15 protein-coding genes and 1 pseudogene are annotated in these 18,902 nt (G+C 60.2%); 12 read left to right on the forward strand and 4 right to left on the reverse strand.

Annotated elements, in window-relative coordinates:
• Positions 1-23 precede the first annotated feature (23 nt).
• On the reverse strand, positions 24-839 hold the full coding sequence (locus tag AB4Y35_RS04920) for a hypothetical protein (RefSeq protein ID WP_368703545.1): 816 nt from the start codon (positions 837-839) through the stop codon (positions 24-26).
• Positions 840-1,572: 733 nt separating this feature from the next.
• Here AB4Y35_RS04920 and AB4Y35_RS04925 point away from each other — a divergent pair.
• The 4 genes and pseudogenes from AB4Y35_RS04925 to AB4Y35_RS04940 form a co-directional block, all read left to right on the forward strand.
• Positions 1,573-1,854 (forward strand): annotated as a pseudogene (locus AB4Y35_RS04925) (porin); the annotation flags it as partial.
• Between the two features lie 65 nt (positions 1,855-1,919).
• A complete protein-coding gene (locus AB4Y35_RS04930; protein ID WP_368703856.1) occupies positions 1,920-3,131 on the forward strand; it encodes a class II fumarate hydratase in 1,212 nt (403 codons plus the stop codon).
• Between the two features lie 188 nt (positions 3,132-3,319).
• Positions 3,320-5,332 (forward strand): FUSC family protein, encoded by a 2,013-nt coding sequence (locus AB4Y35_RS04935; protein ID WP_368703546.1) that lies wholly within the window; start codon positions 3,320-3,322, stop codon positions 5,330-5,332.
• Between the two features lie 110 nt (positions 5,333-5,442).
• Entirely contained in the window at positions 5,443-6,195 is a 753-nt protein-coding gene (locus tag AB4Y35_RS04940; RefSeq protein WP_368703547.1) for a phosphate/phosphite/phosphonate ABC transporter substrate-binding protein, read from the forward strand.
• 43 nt (positions 6,196-6,238) lie between these two features.
• Here AB4Y35_RS04940 and AB4Y35_RS04945 read toward each other — a convergent pair whose 3' ends face one another.
• Positions 6,239-6,961, reverse strand: a complete 723-nt coding sequence (locus AB4Y35_RS04945) for an enoyl-CoA hydratase/isomerase family protein (protein WP_368699853.1) — start codon at positions 6,959-6,961, stop codon at positions 6,239-6,241.
• Between the two features lie 506 nt (positions 6,962-7,467).
• On the opposite strand from AB4Y35_RS04945, the gene AB4Y35_RS04950 reads away from it, so the two are divergent.
• The 7 genes from AB4Y35_RS04950 (at position 7,468) to AB4Y35_RS04980 (ending at position 15,932) form a co-directional block, all read left to right on the forward strand.
• Positions 7,468-9,351 carry an ABC transporter permease subunit gene (locus tag AB4Y35_RS04950; RefSeq protein WP_368703548.1) on the forward strand — a complete coding sequence of 628 codons (1,884 nt, stop codon included), beginning with the start codon at positions 7,468-7,470 and terminating at the stop codon, positions 9,349-9,351.
• Positions 9,348-10,697, forward strand: coding sequence for a sugar ABC transporter substrate-binding protein (locus tag AB4Y35_RS04955; RefSeq protein WP_368703549.1), 1,350 nt, complete (start codon positions 9,348-9,350; stop codon positions 10,695-10,697). Before AB4Y35_RS04950 ends, AB4Y35_RS04955 begins: the two co-directional genes overlap by 4 nt.
• 43 nt (positions 10,698-10,740) lie before the next feature.
• On the forward strand, positions 10,741-12,177 hold the full coding sequence (locus AB4Y35_RS04960) for an alpha-glucosidase/alpha-galactosidase (protein WP_368703550.1): 1,437 nt from the start codon (positions 10,741-10,743) through the stop codon (positions 12,175-12,177).
• A gap of 64 nt (positions 12,178-12,241) precedes the next feature.
• Entirely contained in the window at positions 12,242-13,303 is a 1,062-nt protein-coding gene (locus AB4Y35_RS04965; protein ID WP_368703551.1) for a LacI family DNA-binding transcriptional regulator, read from the forward strand.
• A gap of 538 nt (positions 13,304-13,841) precedes the next feature.
• Positions 13,842-14,609, forward strand: a complete 768-nt coding sequence (locus AB4Y35_RS04970) for an H-NS family nucleoid-associated regulatory protein (RefSeq protein WP_368703552.1) — start codon at positions 13,842-13,844, stop codon at positions 14,607-14,609.
• Positions 14,610-14,680: 71 nt separating this feature from the next.
• Entirely contained in the window at positions 14,681-15,325 is a 645-nt protein-coding gene (locus AB4Y35_RS04975; protein WP_368699859.1) for a DUF429 domain-containing protein, read from the forward strand.
• A 91-nt stretch (positions 15,326-15,416) separates the two neighbouring features.
• Positions 15,417-15,932: a gamma-glutamylcyclotransferase family protein gene (locus AB4Y35_RS04980; protein WP_368687009.1), complete on the forward strand. Its 516-nt coding sequence runs from the start codon at positions 15,417-15,419 to the stop codon at positions 15,930-15,932.
• Between the two features lie 35 nt (positions 15,933-15,967).
• Here AB4Y35_RS04980 and AB4Y35_RS04985 read toward each other — a convergent pair whose 3' ends face one another.
• Both AB4Y35_RS04985 and AB4Y35_RS04990 read right to left on the reverse strand, forming a co-directional pair.
• The gene (locus AB4Y35_RS04985) at positions 15,968-16,558 is read right to left on the reverse strand and encodes an EF-hand domain-containing protein (protein ID WP_368703553.1); all 591 of its coding nucleotides are present in this window, start codon (positions 16,556-16,558) and stop codon (positions 15,968-15,970) included.
• 84 nt (positions 16,559-16,642) lie between these two features.
• Entirely contained in the window at positions 16,643-17,428 is a 786-nt protein-coding gene (locus tag AB4Y35_RS04990) for an IclR family transcriptional regulator (protein ID WP_368699861.1), read from the reverse strand.
• 188 nt (positions 17,429-17,616) lie between these two features.
• On the opposite strand from AB4Y35_RS04990, the gene AB4Y35_RS04995 reads away from it, so the two are divergent.
• On the forward strand, positions 17,617-18,900 hold the full coding sequence (locus tag AB4Y35_RS04995; RefSeq protein WP_368703554.1) for an MFS transporter: 1,284 nt from the start codon (positions 17,617-17,619) through the stop codon (positions 18,898-18,900).
• The last annotated feature ends 2 nt before the right edge of the window (positions 18,901-18,902 follow it).

The following is an 18,902-nucleotide window of genomic DNA, read 5'->3' on the forward strand; positions in this document are numbered from 1 at the left end:
GCTCAGTGCGCCGGTCACCAACGCTAGCTGGACGAAGCCGCGCGCGACGTCGACCATGTCAGTGTGAATCGGACGCTGCCGCGCGTGGGAACATAGAGCACGCGAGTACGCTCCACGCCGTCGAATGTGGCCACGACGCGATAGTGGCCAGGGGGCAACCGTGCGAACAGGTAGGGGCCGGCCGATGTGCCAGCGAAGACGACCTTCCCGTTGGCCCCGAATATCTGCACGGCGACACCCGACAGATACTCGCCTGAAGCGGCGGTGAATGTTGCCCGCACGCTATAGCCGGGCGCGAGCCTGCGAAGTGCAGTGGCTTCATCCTCGCCCACGCCGCCCGTGACATAGGCGATACCGCGGTCGTGTCCGACCGGTATGTCGCTGGCTGGTGTCTCCTGAGCAGGCGTCTTGCCGGGTGGCGCCTCAGTGGGGGGCGTCTTGTGGGCGGGTGCCTGCCGCGCAGGCGCGACGGCCTGTGCGTGGAGTCTGCTGATACCCGATGCGCAATCCAGTCCGGGTATGCTGCCATTGGGGCCACCGAACCCGTTCATCGGACGTCCTTCCAGCAACCAGCGCGGGAGGGAAAGATCTTGTGCTTTTGCGCGGGGAATGAGCGTATTGCGCATGCGCTCCACGACCACCCGACGTTCTTCGGGCGTCGACGCACGGTGCATCTCTGTGCAGAACTCAATGCGTTCGTCGTCGCTCAGTAACAGGGAGGAAATCGATTCGGGGGGCACCTGTGACTGCCTCGCGTGCCTGGCAAAGTCTGCCGTCGATGCAGTACACAGAGCCACAACCAGGACGGTTCTCGACAGGCGGGAAAATGTCGTGAACATGATGAACCTCCGGGCCAATCTCGGGAGTGCGGCACCGGGTCCGTCCCGGAGGCGCCTGTGAGCGCCTCGACTTGCTTCAGACGTTTCAGACGGGCAACGGCGATTGACGTGTGTTTTACGTGGTGAGATGCAACAGGCGCAAGTACCACCGCAGTGTAGCAAGTCGAACGCACAGAAGCCGGCCGGCTGGTCCACCGGGTACGCGAGCGGTCGTGTGAGGCAGGGCTCGATTCTGCGGCGAACTCTCGCAGAAAGCCAAAAATTCATCCCCCGACAATCCGCCGATGTAATCTGTGCGCCAGGTTCGAATGCGACAGGGTGAGAAGAACTGGTGGGATGGACACAACGGTTGCATTTGATATTGCCGGCAGGAGAGGCCATGAATGCGAACCGCGCAACAGAAGAAGAGGAAAGTATTGTTTCGCTTAATTCATTCCTTATACTAAAGCTCTACTGCCGCAACGATAAATAGCAGTCCTTCTCCATTCCATTGGCGCCCCGTATCGGCAATGCCTCGTGCTCAATGCGGCGCGGCGGCGCATCAAGGCCCAACTGCCAAGTCGTTATCCCGAACAGAGACTTATCAGACGATTTTCACCCACCTGTCCCGGTACAGCAAATAAACAACACTCCGCAACTAAATGAAATGACACGCTACGCTCCCGTTCACGGTCTGGTTGTTCGAGCGTTGAAATGCCTTCCCAGTTTGCTAACCAGTTACTGTGGATTGCTAATGAACAAGATACTCATTGCCAGCGCTATGGGCGCGCTTTTCGCCGCCGCGTCGTCGTCGGCATTTGCACAAAGCTCAGTCACGCTGTACGGCATCGTCGACGAAGCCATACGGTATCAGACGAATGCCGGGCCGGGCGGCGACGACCAGGTCGCCATGACCTCCGGCCCGGAAACCCACAGCCGCTGGGGCTTGAGAGGCAGTGAGGATCTGGGCGACGGCTGGTCCGCGGTCTTCCGCCTCGAAAACGGCTTCGAAGCCTTCAATGGGCAACTACACGTCCCTGGCACACAACCTACGCGATCCTGAAAAAGGCGGCGGCCAACGTCAATTTCAAGGAACAGCGGCTGGGTGCGACTCAGCACGATCTCATCGTCAAGGTCTGTGACGAGATACTCGCCGGCCAGCATCACGACATGTTTCCGCTGCACGTATGGATGACCGGCAGCGGTACGCAGTTCAACATGAACGTCAACGAGGTGATATCGAATCGCTGCTGCCAACTCGCCGGCACGCCGCTCGGCAGCAAGACACCCGTGCATCCGAACGATCATGTGAACATGTCGCAGTCGTCGAACGATTCGTTTCCGAGCGCCATGTATATGGCAGCGGCAATCAACGTCAAGGAGCGGCTCGCGCCGACCGTTACCGCCCTGCGCGACGCGATTGGTGTAAAAGCGGTCGCCTGGAAGGACATCGTCAAGATCGGGCGCACGCATATGCAGGACGCGACTCCGATCACGCTGGGTCAGGAGTGGTCCGGCTACGAGGGTATGCTCACCGACAACCTGGAGCGGCTCGACGATGCCCTAAAGGGCGTCTATCGCCTTGCGCTCGGCGGCACGGCGGTTGGCACGGGCTTGAATTCCACGCCCGAATTCGCGGGCGCAGCGGCCGCCGAGATTGCCCGCCTGACGAATCTTCCGTTCGTCACGGCCCCGAACAAGTTCACCGTGCAAGGCGCGCACGATGCGCTCATCCATCTGTCGGGCACGATGCGCACGCTCGCGTGCTCCCTCTACAAGATCGCCAACGACATTCGGCTGATGTCATGCGGGCCGCGCGCCGGATTCGCAGAACTGATCATTCCGGAGAACGAGCCGGGCTCGTCGATCATGCCGGGCAAGGTCAACCCCACGCAGGCCGAGGCGCTCGCGATGGTCGCAACGCAAGTGATCGGCGACGATGTGGCAACGGGGATCGGGGGCGCAAGCGGCTATCTGGAGATGAACGTCTACAAGCCGCTGATCATCTTCGACATCATGCATTCCATCGCCATCGTGAGCGATTCATGCACGAACTTCCGCAAGTTCCTCGTGGAAGGGACGAAGCCGAACCTGGCGAAAATCCAGCAAGACGTCGACCGCTCGCTGATGCTCGTGACGGCGCTTTCGCCGGTTATCGGCTATGACAAGTCGTCGAAGATCGCGCACTATGCGTACGACAACGATCTCACGCTCAAGCAGGCCGCCTTGAAACTCGGCTATGTGACTGAAGCGCAATTCGACCAGATCGTCGATCCGCGGAAGATGGTCAAGCCGTACGTTGCGCATCAATAGATTGCCGATCGCGGTCAAGGTCTGCAGGGCCCACACGCCACCTGGCAGCCGCGCGCGCGCACGAATGGCGCGGCTTTCCGTGCTACGCTAGGCGCGCTTCGAAAGCGCGCGAGCGCGCCGGGCTGCCGTTTCCCGACGCACGCGGTGTCGTGCCATCCAGTTCCACGTCTGCATAGAGCGAAGGCGTCATGGACAACCTTGCCAGGCTGGTGTCGATCGTCAGTCGCCGGACTTCCAGGGCGGAAGGCCATGTCTTCGCCGTCACGCCCGAGCGCGTGGCGATTGCGGAGGGCGTACGTGCCGCCCTGGCGATGGCGCCGATGCTGGCCGCGGCAATGCTGCTGGCACGACCCGAAGTCGCGCTGGGCGCCGTTGCGGCTTTCTGGAATTGCCTGTGCGATCCCCAAGGCGAGAAAGCCGCACGCCTCAAGGCGATGGGCACCTTCACCATCCTGGGGGGCATCGTCATGCCGCTCGCTGCCTACGCGGCGAGCTGGGGCTATATCGCGAGCCTCGTCACATTGTTCGTCCTGGTCTTTCTGTGCGGACTGGCGCGATCCTACAAACCGGCTCTCGGGCCGATGCCCACGCAGGCAGGTCTCGTTGCCTCGCTCGCCGTCGTGATTGGGGTTGCGTTGGCCAGACCTTTGCCCGGCGCGCTCGAGCTGGCCGGATATTTCCTGCTTGGTTCCGTCTGGACCATGCTGTTTTGCGTTTTCCTCTGGCCGATTCCGTTCCGGCAGTCCGCCAATCTGATGCTGTCGACGATCTTCGGAAGACTGGAGCTCATGGCCGGCTTTTTGCTGGCGCTGGATCCGCTCCCAGGTATGAATGTCACCGGGTGGGAGGAGTTCGATACCGTGCACCGCCGGGGCGTACGTATGTCGATCGAACGGGGAAGGGCATTGGCGGCGCTCGACACCAGCAATGGATCGCGCCTCGGGGCGTATATCGATACGGCGGCCAGAATCTTTTCTGCGTTGATTGCCCTCGGTCATTCCCGGCGCATTTCCGAGGCGGCCCTCAGCGCGAAATCGCGGCAGCTGCTGCAAGGACTGCAGGAGGTGCTACAGGGGTTGAGCGCCCATGCCCTGCTGGATCGTCCGCTGCCCGATGCGCTGGTCATGCAGTCGAACGCGCTCGTGCGCCAGGTTGCCGGTCAAGACGAGATGGCAGCGCGTTCCGTGACGTTTGCGGCGAGCGCCATTGTCCGCCTCGCCGAGGGCGGCTTCGCCCGGGTCGTCGGCAGCAAGGCGTCTCCGGTCGCCAAAGCGCGTACCCGCCAGATCGTGGACTCGCTGGTTTGGCGCCACGCCCTGAGAGTTGCGATGGCAACCGTGGTCGCTTTTGTCATCGGCACCTGGCTGAACGTCGCGCTCGCCTATTGGGGCGCGCTCGCGGCCATCATCGTGACACAACCGATTTCCTCCAACACCTGGCTGCGCGTTCTGGAGAGAGCGATCGGCAGCCTCCTTGGCGGACTGATTGCCGCGGCACTTCTGGCGACGTTGCCGGGTCCGGGCGCCGTCCTCGTCGCCATTCTGCCGCTTGCCGCTGCGGCGATCGCCTCGAGGCTGGTGAGCTACGGCTTGTTCGTGGTCTTTCTTTGCCCCATGTTCATGCTGGTTTCCAACTTCATTCACCCGACTGGCGGTTTGATTGCTGCACGCTTTTTCAATGAAATCATTGGCGCCGTCGTGGGCGTGGCAGCCAGCTTCCTCCTGTGGCCCGAGCGGAGCAGCGACACGCTTACCGCGGCCGTTTCCGCGGCGATTTCTGCCAACATGCGCTTCGCGTCAGCTGCGCTGCGGCTGGACGCTGGCTCGGCAAGCACGCTGGATGACCTGCAACGAGATGCCGGACTCGCGAGCACTCGCCTGGAAGCGGCACGAGAGCGCATGCTGCTGGAGGGACGTTGGCGATCCGCGTGGCTCGAGCGCCTGCGGGACGTCATCGTGGCCTTGCGTTCGGTTTGCGGTGCTGCCGCGGTGCTCGAGGTCCTGCGGGAAGGGGACCCCGGCGCGCTTGATCGCCAAAGAGCTGACGGCTACGACGCGATGACCGTGCAGCTGCTGCACGCGCTGGCTTCCCGGGCCACCTGGCAGTTGCCGGCGGCTCAACCGGCCGGCGTTGCCGAAGACGACCTCGGGCAGGCAATCCGTAACTTGACAAGCGCTTTCAATGCCTACGTTTCCAGATAGCTGGGAAACGTGCAGTTCGACAAAAAGCATATTGTTTTCGTCATCGCTACTTTGCCGATCCACATAGAATGACTTCGGCCTCATGTCTTCGCACAGGAAAGGGGGTAGCCATGGCAAAGCAGAATCTGACGTTTCTTCTGAACAGGAATCTGGATTTTCCCGTTGCCGCGGAACCCTGGACAAGTCTATTGTCAGAGGCAGGCATGAACGCCGAGGTGACGACGGACATTCCGGAGATGAACCGGCTGCTCGAGGCGGGCAGCCCGAATATGGCCTATGTTCCAGGGGCGGGTTTCTGCGTGATGATGCGAAAGGGTAATCCGCACTATCGCGGACTCGTCATCGCAACATCGAAGTTCTCCGGTCAACCGGCTCAACGCACGCTGCTTGTGGTGCGTCACGACGATCAGGCAAATACGCTCGACGACCTTGAAGGATCGACGTACGGATACCTGAACCGGTCGTGTTCTTCCAGTTTCTTTCCGCCTGCCATCATGTTGAACGAGAAAGGAAAGAAGCTTGAAACCTTCTTCGAACTCAAGCAGGTTGCGGGATGGCAGGACCGGGTCGATGCGGTTGTCGCGAAGTCCATTCGCGCAACGATGATACTGGAAGACGTATGGAAGATGACACCCGCGAACGTGCAGACGACGAAGGTCATCGGCCAATATGATACTTGCGTACCCGCGGTTCTGATCGTACGCAAGGATCTCAGTCCGGACGTCGCGACAACATTTCGGGAACATCTCTTGAGCTACATGCCGGACTGGAAAAACGTCTACGGGGCGTTCCGGCCATTTTATTTCGCCGATATCCAGACCTTTTACCACCAGGTTTGCCAGCTGCCTGACGACGAGGTTTGATTGGCGTGAAGTGGGGGCCGAAGGCAAAACCGTTGATGCACCGCTAACCGTGCTGCTCGAGCGCAAATCCGAGCGAGAACTGTGCGGCCTCGACGCTGTTCAATAGTTTCTTCGCTGCGCGCTGCCGATCGGACGGCAGCTCGAGCAGTTCTCCAACCAATGCATTCGTTGCGTCTTCGAGTTCGCTGTCCATCGCGAATTCAGTGGCAATGCCCCAGTCATAGGCCTGCACCCCACATATCAGTCGGGAGCGCATGACGATGTCCTTTGTACGCCCGGTGCCGATCAAGCCACGCAGGCACGCCGCGCTTTCGAAGCCGACGACCCGGCCCGTGGTTTGCTCGGGAAGTCCGTAAAGTGTCGTTTCCGTGGCGAGCCGAAGGTCGCACGCAAGAGACAACTCGAACGCCGCGCCGAAGCAGTAACCTCTGTTTGCGGCAATGACCGGCTTGCTACAGCGCGATGGTGAGCTCAGCGCCCACGCGAGCCGCGACTCATGGTCTGTCGATACGTCAATACATTCGTGCTTGAAGTTCCCGCTGGAGAAGTGTTCGCCCGCGCCGCGCAGCACGATCACGCGGACGGCCGCGTCAGCGTCCAGAGTCTCGAATACGTGACGTATCTGCTCGCATTGCTTGAGGGACATCCGGTTGAAGGGCGACCGGTCGAGAACGATTTCGGCACTTGAGTTCTTCGGACTGAATTCGACGCGGAAGCCGTCGAACCGGGTTGGCAATCCGGGTGCCTGAAAGGCAAGCGTCGTCATGGTTTCCTCAGATGCTAAACCGCCCATCCTCGAGCGACGTATTCATATGAACATGCGAGGTGCTACCGGAATACGGGTGCGAATTCCGCTGATGGCGCGCTACAAGTGCGTAACACTCAATACCAATCTAACACGAGTTAGTCAATTTTCAACCGTGAAGTCACTATGAGTGAAAATGAGAGGGTTTTGAGCGATTCAGCCTTGAAATCGCGAGCGACGAGCAATCGGCAATGGATCTTCACGCGGACCTGTGGTATTTCCTTCCTCGCGTCGCGAGCCGACTTCGCGAGGTTTGCAAATGACGCGCCCCAAACCGGACCGGCCCAAACTTCTCCCCCTCGTGCCGTTGACCTCTACCGCTCGCCGTACTTGAATGTTCCTCGCGAATTGGCTAGCCTGAATGCAGGCCTCATCAGGAAGGCCGCGTTTTATGCACGGACGCACGAAGGCGTCTTTTTTTGCATCCAGGGCTAACGCGCGTTAGCCCTGCGATCTTCAGGAATGCCATGGCAACGGCTCCGGCAACAAGCGGTCGGTCGCTGATAGCAACCGTGCGTCCATCCACGCGGCAGCGCAACGGGGAAGCGCTCACGGCGTGGATGATGATCCTGCCTTCGCTGATCGGTCTCGTCGTGTTTTATCTGGTGCCAGCGGTGAGGGCCATAGGTGTCAGCGCAACCGACTGGAACCTCATGTCTGCACCACGCGGCGTCGGACTGGATAACTATCGCGCAATGCTCACCGATGGCGAATTCTGGCACGCACTGATTCTGTCCGCATACTATGTGATCCTGAATATTCCGCTTCAGACCGCGTTCGGGCTGCTGCTCGCCGTGCTGATGGACCGTCTATGTGGAGCGATTGCAATCCGCGCGATCGTGCTGTTGCCATTTCTTCTCTCCAATGTGCTCGTCGCGCTGATGTGGGTATGGCTCCTCGACCCAATGCTCGGTTGGATCAATGCGTTGCTCGGGGCAATCGGCCTTGCAAACCGGTCATTCTTCGGCTCACCGGTCGAGGCGCTCGCCACAGTCGCGGCCGTCAATACGTGGCGATATACAGGCATGGTCGCGTTGCTGTTTCTGGCCGGCATGCAGCGCATTCCCCGCTGCCTTTACGAGGCAGCAATACTGGATGGCGCCGGCGAATGGCAGCTGTTTCGCAGAATTACGGTTCCGCTGCTGCGGCCCGTGATGTTGTTCGTGATCGTTACGAGCATGACCGGTGCGTTCCAGATCTTCGACACGGTCGCCGTGGCGACACATGGCGGGCCGGCCAGCTCGACGCGCGTGATCGTCTACTACATCTACGAAAACGCGTTCAGGTTCCACAGGATGGGCTATGCGTGCGCCATGTCGATCGCATTGCTGTCCATCATGGCCGTGTACACCGTGGTGCAGATGCGGCTTTTTCGTGCAAGCGAGTCTGAGCTTGCTCTCTTGAGTTCCGATCTCGGCGCGCTCGATCACGCGGTCGCTGCGCCAACACACGTACGGCATATCAGCATGGGGCGAGTGCTTGCCTGGTGTGTGCTCGCGGCGATGATCGCCGTGACGGTGGTTCCGCTCCTGATGGTCCTGCGCACCGCGCTGACACCGCCCACTGATGTGTATACGTCAACGGGAAAATGGTTGTCTCCGGCATTCACGCTGGAGAACTTTCGTCGCGCCCTTGGATGGGTGAACGACGACATCGCGCTTGCCGATGGGGGATCGGGCGGCAACATCGATTTCCTGAGAGCATTGCTGAATTCGGCGATCTTTACGGGGCTGGTCGTAATCGGTCAGGTCGTGTTCAGCGCCATGGCCGGCTATGCTTTCGCGCGCTTGCGTTTCCGGGCGCGCGAGTCGTTGTTTGCACTGTTCCTCGTCTCCTTGATGCTGCCGAATATCGTTCTGTTCATTCCAAACTTCATTCTGATCAAGGAACTAGGTTGGCTCAACACCTATGCAGGCATGGTGGCGCCGTTTTTCCTTGTATGGGCGTTCGCGATCTTCTTTCTCCGCCAGGCATTCTTGTCGATTCCTCGCGAGCTGGAGGAGGCAGCGCTGCTCGATGGGGCATCGCACTGGAAGATATTCTGGAGCATCGTGCTTCCGGTCAGTTGGGCGCCGATTGCGACCGTCGCGATTCTATCGGCCGTCAATGCCTGGAATGAATTCCTTTGGCCGTTCATCGTGGCGAACGCCGACGACATGCAGGTACTGACCGTTGCCTTGCAGGCGTTCAAGTCGCAAGCGCCCCAGGGCGCTCCCGACTGGACCGGCCTGATGGCTGCCGCATGTCTGGCCGCTCTTCCGATGCTTGCCTTGTTGATTGCTTTCGGGCGCTATGTGGTCGACAGGCGGGCGGCAAAGAATGAGTGGCTTCGAGTCCGGACGCGCATATGAAGATTCCTTCGTTCCGCAGCAGGCGATATCCGATCCCGCAGGTCGTTGCGGTGTTTACCGCGATGGCCACGGCGATCGTCGCGCATGCGGCTGGCACCGTCGAAATCAGGTACGCGCTCTGGGATGCGAATCAGCGACCTGCCTATCAGGCGTGTGCCACGCAGTTCGAGAAAGAGAACCCCGGAATCCATATCAGGATCTCGCAAGTCGGATGGTCCGACTATTGGACGGTGCTCACGACGCAGTTCGTGTCAGGCACGGCGCCCGATGTATTCGCCAATCACTTGATGAAATATCCAGAGATGGTCACCAACGGGCAACTCGTCGATCTGGCTCCGTACATCCAGCGCGACAAGGTCGCGACTGGCGGTTTCTATCCCGCATTGCTGTTGAACTGGTCGAGGAACGGACATCAATACGGCTTGCCGAAGGACTGGGATACCGTAGCGCTGGTCTACAACAAGCAGATGTTCAAGGATGCGGGCATCGACCCGGCAGCGATCTCGGGCTGGACATGGAATGACCGGGACGGCGGTACATTCGGGAAGGCAATCGCGCGGCTGACGATCGACGCCAACGGCAATCGCGGAGATTCGAAGCAGTTCGACGCGCAGCACGTCAAGGTGCGCGGGTATCAGATCGGACGGGCGGGCGGCATGATGGGGCAGACCGAATGGAGCGCGTTTGCGGTGTCCGAGGGCTTCAGATATAACGATGGCCCCTGGACCACTCACTATTACTACGACGATCCGCGGCTGGCGCGCACGCTTGAATGGATCGTACGCCTGATGAAGAAGGGCTATTCGGCGCCCTTCGAAGAAGCCAGCAAGCTGGGAAGTTCGGCCATGCTTGCCGCGGGGAAGGTAGCAATGGTGAGCGACGGCTCGTGGATGGTCAACTGGTACGCACAGAACGCCAGATTCGAGGTCGGATACGCGGTGCTACCCAAAGGTCCGGCCGCGCGCGCGACCATGTTCAACGGGCTGGCGGACTCGATCTGGAGCGGCAGTGCGCATCGGGAAGAGTCGTGGAAGTGGGTCAGGTTCCTGGGTTCAGCGACTTGCCAGAAGATCGTTGCACAGACTGGCGTCGTGTTTCCGGCAATACAGGGCCTCGACCGGATCACGGTCGACGTTCATGCGAAACGCAATATCGATACCCAGGCCTTCCTCGATATGAGGCAGGCAACGACATACCAGCCTCCCGTCGCAACGGGCGCCGCGCAGATCGACGCGATCATGGATGCGACCATTGAATCCATTTTCCTGGGCCGCGCCGATGCCGCCACAGCGCTCAAAGAGGCCAATGAGAAGGTTAACGCGGTCGCGCGACACCAGGGCGATTGAGTCACGCGCGCTCACCCAGGCGCACACAACGGAGTAGACGTGCATGCCATCGAGACAGCCAGTCAAGATCGCCTTGATCGGAGCGGGTAGCACGGTATTCGCGCGCAATCTGCTCGGCGACATTTTCAGCTATCCGGAACTCGCGGACGCGAGCATTGCCCTGCACGATATCGATGAGCGCCGGTTGGAACTCTCAGCGCTCGTTGCGAGCAGGGTGGCGGGACAATTGCAGGCGAGTCCCCAGATTGTGGCGACGACCGATCGCGCACGCGCGCTCGATGGCGCCGACTACGTGCTGAATCTGATTCAAGTAGGCGGCTATAAGCCAGCCACCGTGATCGACTTCGAGATTCCGAAGCGCTACGGACTCGAGCAAACGATCGGTGACACCATCGGCATCGGCGGGATCATGCGAGGGCTGCGCACCATTCCGGTAATGCTCGAATTGCTCGCAGAGATGGAGCGCGTCTGTCCCGATGCCTTGCATCTGAACTACGTGAATCCCATGGCGATCGTGTGTTGGGCGATGAGCCGCGCGTCGTCGATCCACACGATCGGGCTATGTCATAGCGTGCAGGCCACCGCGGCGGAGCTCGCGAAGGACATCGGCGTGCCGTTCGATGAGGTCCGCTACACGTGCGCCGGCATCAATCACATGGCGTTCTTCCTGACCTTTGGGCGGCGCGGCGAAGATCTCTATCCTGCGCTGCAGCGGGTGCGAGCGGAAGGGCGTGTCCCCGACTCAAATCGCGTCCGATACGAGATGCTTCATCGGCTCGGCTATTTTCCGACGGAGTCGAGCGAACATTTTAGTGAATATGTGCCGTGGTTCATCAAGCGCGGACGCGATGACCTGCTCGAGAGGTTCAATATTCCAGTGGACGAATATCTCGGCCGCTGCGAGGTCTATGAAGCTTCGAGGGAGTGCCTGGAACGAGAACTTCGTGAGCCGGGGTCGCAGGACCCGGAGGGCTTGCGAGCCACGTTACTCGCGCAGCGGTTCAAGGTCATGGACAAGCGTCATGATGATGCGGTGGCGCGTCTCGAAGGTCTGCGCACGATGACGCGCTCGCAGGAATTCGGGGCGACGATTATCCACTCGATAGCGTCCGGCACGCGCAACGTGATCTATGGCAACGTGCCCAATACCGCGCTCATCGATAACTTGCCGCAAGGATGCTGCGTCGAGGTCCCCTGTCTCGTCGATGCGAATGGCGTGCAACCGACCCATATCGGCCCGTTGCCGCCCCAGCTTGCTGCATTGATGCGCACGAATATTGGCGTGCAGGAGTTGACGGTCGAGGCAGCGCTCACGGGACGCCGCGATCACGTTTATCATGCCGCGATGCTGGATCCGCATACGGCGGCGGAACTGGATGTCGAGCAGATCGTCGCGCTGGTCGACGATTTGCTCGACGCGCATCGCCACTGGCTTCCCGAGAGTCTGTCGAGGCGCGTGCATGGCGGAGTCGGGAACTGATGCGCAAGTTCAGCGCAACGCATTCGCGTGTGCGCCATGCGCCGCCCCGGTTGTGCATATAAAAATGAGCCCGAAAATCACCACAACGAGAGTGACAAGCAGCCAGGTCGCAAAGCTAGCGGGCGTCTCGCGCACAACGGTCTCCTTTGTTCTCAACGATGTCCCGCACATGGGAATCAGCGAGGAGACGCGCGAACGCGTGCTGAACGCGGCCCGTCAGTTGGGCTATGTGCCAAACGCGGCTGCGCGTTCGCTGGTGAGCGGCGCAACCCGCACTGTGGCGCTCGTGACGCCGCATAGCGAACACCTGAAGGTCGATGCGTTCATTCCACGCATGCTTGCGGGCGTGAACGACACCTGTCACGCGCACGGATACAAGGTGATATTCGAGCCGATCATCGAGACGGGACGTTCGGGTGGCAGCTTCATCGAGCTCGTCGACAGCCGCCGTATCGACGGACTCATTGCCATCAATACGCCGCGCTCCGATGATGTCCACCTCGCGCGTCTCGCGTCCGAAGGCTTTCCACTTGTGGTCTTCGGATCGAAGCTTGCCGAACACGCGAACATCTATAGCATCGACGTCGACATGCGCGAAGCCTCGCGCGTCGCAACGCGGCATCTTCTCGCGCTTGGGCACAAGCGAGTCGCCTACCTCGGGTTTGCGTCCGATGAGTACCACGGGGTCACGGAGCGCCTCTACGGGTATCGCGACGCCATGCGGGAGTTCGGTCTCGGCCTGGAAGCCGAGTGTGTCGGATTCGCGAACTTCAACGCACAAAGCGGTTACGACGCCATGAACGCAATGCTCGAGCGCGGTCCATCCTTCACCGCACTGTTTGCAGGCAACGACACCGTCGCATTCGGTGCGATGGCCGCATTGCGCAAGGCTGGCTTACACATACCTGATGACGTTGCCGTCGTCGGATATGACGATATTCCACTGGCCGCTTTTGCGACGCCGCCACTGACGACAATGCGGACGTCGCCTTATGAGCAGGCATGCGAGGCATCTAACCTGCTGGTACGCCTTATGGCTGGCGAACGACCCGACGAGTTGCATTCGATGATGGCGGTTCCGCTTATCGTGCGCGAGTCTTGCGGCAGCAGAATCGGACAGGCGTAGCCCTGACGCGGCATTCGCAGCACTCGTCTATTCTGCGCGCACTTTGAAGGCAGGAGAATCGCACCGGGCGCGAGCGGTGCGGCCTTCATCATGCTCATCGGCCACACAAGGCACTGTATGTTTAGACAGTGTCCTGCCGAACGCGGCCGCGCCGCTAACTTCCTTCAGCAAATAGCAGATAGAAGACGGAGTTGTCTCGTGCCAACGGGATTTGCGTCGCCGGTTGCACGCAACAGGTCGCCGACCAATCTCCGATGGTTTGTCGCGAGTATGAGGTATCGCGAGAGCCTATTGATATTCCTATGGTCAATTCGTGTACCCGCCAGCCTTCGCATAGCGGGTAAGAGCACGCTGAATTGAAGTGAAGGGGCGAAAAACACGACGGCACTTCCACGCCGACAGTCAGACAACTTATCGATCTTGAAATAGAAAGTAATGTTTCTCACTGCCTGGCGCAAACTAATTCGACACCAAATGTTGTATTCGTCGTCCGATGTGGCATAGTGGAAAAAACTAACTTATCAAAGGAATTCCACGAATGGCTACGCTCCAATCGATTCAGGCAAGAATCGCAAAGCTGCAGGCTCAAGCAGAATCGCTGGCCACAACGAAATCGTCGGCGGTACTCGAGAAGATTCGCGGCCTGATGGACAAGCATGCCGTGACGGTTGCCGACATTGAGGCATTTGTCGGCAAACGGCGCGGCCGCAAGCCGGGAAAGACGGTTGCCGCGAAGCAGGGCTCGTCGGCAGCGAAATATCGCGATCCCAAAACCGGCGCGACCTGGACCGGCCACGGTCGTGCTCCCGCGTGGATTGCAAATGCAAAGGACCGCAGCAAGTTTCTGATTGCAGGCGCGGCGCCGAAATCGGCCGCTGCTGTGAAATCGCCTAAGGCAGGTAACTATGTGCGCGGACCGCAGCCGCCGAAATATCGCGACCCGAAAACCGGCGCGACGTGGTCCGGTCGTGGCATCGCACCGGCATGGCTCGCCGGCGCGAAGGACCGGTCGAAGTTTTTGATCGAAAAGGCTGAGCCTGCAGCGAAGACGGCCAAGGCGCCGGCAGCGAAGAAAGCCGCTGCAAAAAAGAACGCTGCAACGAAAAAGGCCGCTGTCAAGAAGGTGTCTGTGAAGGCGGCGGCATCGCCGGCACGGAAAGCTGCGCCGAAGAACGGCGCAGCGGCGAAATCACCGGTCGTCCGAAAGGCCCGTGCGCCGAAGCTCGTGGTGAAATCACCGGCGCCCGTCGAAGCCGCTGCGCCTGCGGCGGCCACTGAAGCTGCGAGCACGGCCGCTGCGGCCTGAGTGGCACGCGCCGGGCTCCGGAAGCCTGCTTCCAGCCCGGTTCAGCGCTTGTTACTCGTGGCGGGGACCGCGTGAACACACGGACGGTTGCTGGCATCGACGTGGGCGGTGACAAGAAGGGCTGCCATCTGGTCATTCTGGAGGGCAGCCGTGCTTTCCGGCCTGCCGACACGAAAACCCCACAGGAGATGCTGCAAGCGTGCCTCGAGTATGACGTCCAGGCCGTCGGGATCGACGCGCCTTGCCGATGGGGTGTCGAAGGCGAAGGGCGGCGTGCGGAACGCGAGCTTGCGCATCAACGCATCTTTTCCTTTGCCACGCCAACCCGAAAGCGGGCCGATGAAAACCCCAGTCGCTTCTACCGGTGGATGTTCAACGGAGAAGCCATTTACCAGGCCTTTTCTTCCGACTATCCGCTGCTGTCATCTCGCGATTTCCAGGGCGGGCGTGTCAGCTTCGAAACGTTTCCCCATGCCGTGACCTGTGCCCTGCGCGGCAAGGCGGGGACGTCTGCGAAGGAGAAGCGCCGGCAGCGGCCTGAAGTCCTGGAAAGCGCTATGATCGACGCCTCTGGCTTGAAATCGATCGACGACTTCGACGCCGCGCTGTGTGCGCTGACCGCGAGATACCTGGTCGAGGGGCGCACATTTGCTTACGGCGACGTGGACGGTGGTTACATTCATGTTCCGATTCCGCTTTCGTTGAACACGTATTGACGCTAATACCGTGCCGCCGTGTGGGAAGGCGTTGCAGGTGGCTTGCCGTGCGTTATGTCCCACTGCAGTTGTCGCGAGGGCAATCCCAGCTATGCACTCGAGCAGCGAATTTACCTATTTCGCGTACGGCTCCAACATGTCGGTACGACGCCTCGTCGTGAGGCTGCCGTCAGCGAGGGTCGTCACCACGGGGTTCGTGACAGGCTACAAACTCGCGTTCGACAAATTGAGCAAGAAGGACGGCTCGGGAAAATGCGATTGTGAGCATACGGGAAACGTCGGTGACAGAGTCTATGGCGTCATTTTCTCGGTCGTGCGTGGCGAACGGGAGGCGCTCGACACATTCGAAGGAGCGGGTAAGGGTTACGAGCCTTTGAGTGTCCGGGTCGAAACCTCGACCGGCGGAGTGTATGCACTGACCTACGTCGCTACGAAAAAGCAGCCCGGCCTTCAGCCCTACCATTGGTACAAGCAGCATGTATTGGTGGGCGCAAGGGAGGCGAATTTGCCTGAAGACTACGTGCGAGCCATCGAGGCAATTCACTCTATCGACGATCCTGATTCAGCCCGAAGCGAGACGGAGCTTCGGGCTTACTCCGCGACTTGACGGCTCGCGACGACACTACCGCGGCAAACACCAGTTCACCGACTGAGGTTTTGCCAAAAAGCCGTCGCTTTTGCCACCCCGGCGCTGAGGAAGTTGTCGGTGGCGGTTTGGTCCAGATTCCCGTTCGCATCCCTCGTATAGGAATCCATGAGGTCGTTGAACACCTGGCTTCCGCTCTTGATACTCGTGCTCACGCCGTCGACAAACTCAGTCAGCGACACCTGACCATCGTCGGATGTGTCGAAGCTCTTGAAAAGCTGCTTTGCGGCGTCGGCCGCTACGCCGGCTCGTGAGAGTTGGGCCTGAAACTCTTCAAGTGACAGGGAATCGTCATTGTTCGTGTCACCCTGTACGAACATCTGGGGCGCCCATGCAACGGCAAGCGGCGTCGCTTGCAGTGTTTGAGTTTCGCTCGCGCCGGTGGCGGTATTAACGGCCGTCACCACCTGTCGAGTCGTCAGCCCTTTGAGGGTGGCGGCGTCGGGGGAATCGGACGAAGCGGAGTTTTTCTTCTGCGCAAAGCTGGAATAGGCCTGGTAGGCGGAGTTCAGACTGCTTGCAGATGACACGGACATAGCAGGATCCTTTGACAGTGAATTGATATTGGGTAGGGCAGGAAGCTGCATGCCGACGCTGGTACCCGGCTGTATTACGGTTGCATTTCAGTGCGACTTTAGATATTTTTTAAATATTGACTGAATTCCGCGTTCTCATCCCTTTCCGAGCGGCGGCCGATGTGAGAATCCCGCCATATTGCTCAACTGGGCCAACTCATTGGCAGCCTCGCGTAGCAGTCCCGAGTACTGGTGAATTTTCCCGGTCGTTAGTCGTACCCGAGGACCGGCCAGGCTGATGACGCCGACGCAGCGCGAGCCGCTCACCACGGGCGTGGCCACTGCCGACATGCGCGGGGCAAATACCTCGTCGATCATCGCGTAGCCGCGCACGCGCGCCGCATGCACGAAACCGAGCAGCGCTTTGAGCGTCGTCGGCGCATTGGGTCCGAACTCATTCGGCTGTCCGAAGCCTTGCTTCAAGACGAGCGCGGCCGCCTGTTCGTCGGTCATCGTCATGAGCCATGCGTGTCCGGTCGCCGTGCAGGAAAGTTGTGCCGCCTGGCCCATGTCGGGATCGTAGCGAAAGCCGGTGCGTTGTCCGTCCGCCTTGCCGACCCAGATGATCGCTTCGCCATCCACCAGCGACAGCCGCGCGAGTTCGCCCGTCTGTGCAGCCACGCGTTCGATGATCGGCTGGGCGATATCAGCGATGCCCGTGAGGCTCAGGAATTCGAGTCCGTTCGACGTCATCCGCATTGTCAGAATGTAGCGGCTGTGATCGACCCGTTGCCTGACATACCCGCTTTCAACGAGTTCGGCGAGCAGGCGGTGGCAGGTGCTGCGCGGCAGCGACAAGGCATCGGCAATGGCCACGAGGCCCGCACCTTCGCCTTGCGACGCCAGCAAATCGAGAATTCTCAGGCCGTTTCTAAGCGACATCTTTCGCCAATATCCATATTATGAAATGCAGTTCCGGTGCGGAACGCCTCGCCTGTAGAGCACAAACAATAGCACCTGTTCGTCGCCAGAAACGAACGCTACGACATATCGAGAATTCAGGAGACAACATGTCATTTTTTGCTGATTCGGACCTCGCCGCGGAAGGACGGTCTGCGCAGGCTCACTTGATGGCGCGTCGGGCGGTAGCGGGGGCAACCGTCGGTACAGCGCTCGAATGGTTCGACTTCGCGCTGTATGGCGTGGTCGCGGCCACGATCTTTCCCAAGCTGTTTTTCCCGTCGCTCGACCCGACCGCTTCGCTGCTCGCGTCGCTGGCAAGTTTCTGGGCAGGATTGGCCGCCCGCCCGCTCGGCGCGGTGATCTGCGGGATGCTCGGTGACCGTTGGGGACGCCGCAAACTGATGCTGATCACCGTGTCGGTGATGGGCGCGTCATCATTCCTGATGGGCTTGCTGCCCACTTACCACCAGGTTGGCATCCTTGCGCCGACGTTGCTGGTGTCGCTGCGCATCATTCAGGGTTTCGCGCTGGGCGGCGAATCGACCGGCGCGCAACTGATGGCGGTGGAGCATGCATCCGCGAACCGGCGTGGCTGGTATTCAGGTCTGCTTGGCATTTGTTCGCCGCTCAGCCAGATTCTCGCCAATTTCGCGCTCTTTACGCTGGCCGCGTTGCTTTCGTCGGACGACTTCGATAGCTGGGGATGGCGAGTCCCGTTTCTCGCGAGCTTTGTGCTGGTGCTGCTGGGCATCTACATCCGCAGGAAGGTGAGCGAGACACCGGCCTTCGAGGCGCTCAAGAGGACTGGCGCATCCACGCGCGCCGCCAATCCGCTCGGCACCGTCTTTAAATATCACTGGCGCACGGCGCTTCGCCTGACGCTGTTCTTCTGCGGCCCGGCCGCACTGTTTTATCTGATCGTGGTCTTCTCGCTCAGCTACCTGACGAAACACCTCGGCGTACCTAAGCAGACCGGTTTCATGCTGCTGATGGTGGCGAATGTCTGCGCCATCGTGGGCGCGCTGGCGGGCGGCTATCTGAGCGACCGGATCGGACGCAGACGTGCGCTGATGATCGGTTCGTCCTGCACGCTGATCTGCTGCCTGATTTACTTTCCGATCCTCAACCACAACTCGATCGCCATGACGATGGCGGTGATGGGCGCCTTCCTCGGCTTCACGCAGTTCCAGAGCGGCATCCAGCCGGTCTGGTTCGCCGAGTCATTCCCGACCGAGGCGCGCTACACGGGGTCCGCACTGTCGTACTCGGGGGCCAACCTGCTCACCGGCGGCCCGATGCCCATCGTCGCCGTGGCGCTGCTCAATGCCTTTCACGGTTCCCCGTGGGCCATCGTAGCGGTTTGCGGCTCGCTGAACCTGATCTCCTTCCTGATGATCGCAATATCCCGGGAAACCAAAGACACGGCTTTGGATCGTTCTTCTACACATTGACA

It is taken from the genome of Paraburkholderia sp. EG286A (assembly GCF_040965375.1).
Classification (GTDB): domain Bacteria; phylum Pseudomonadota; class Gammaproteobacteria; order Burkholderiales; family Burkholderiaceae; genus Paraburkholderia.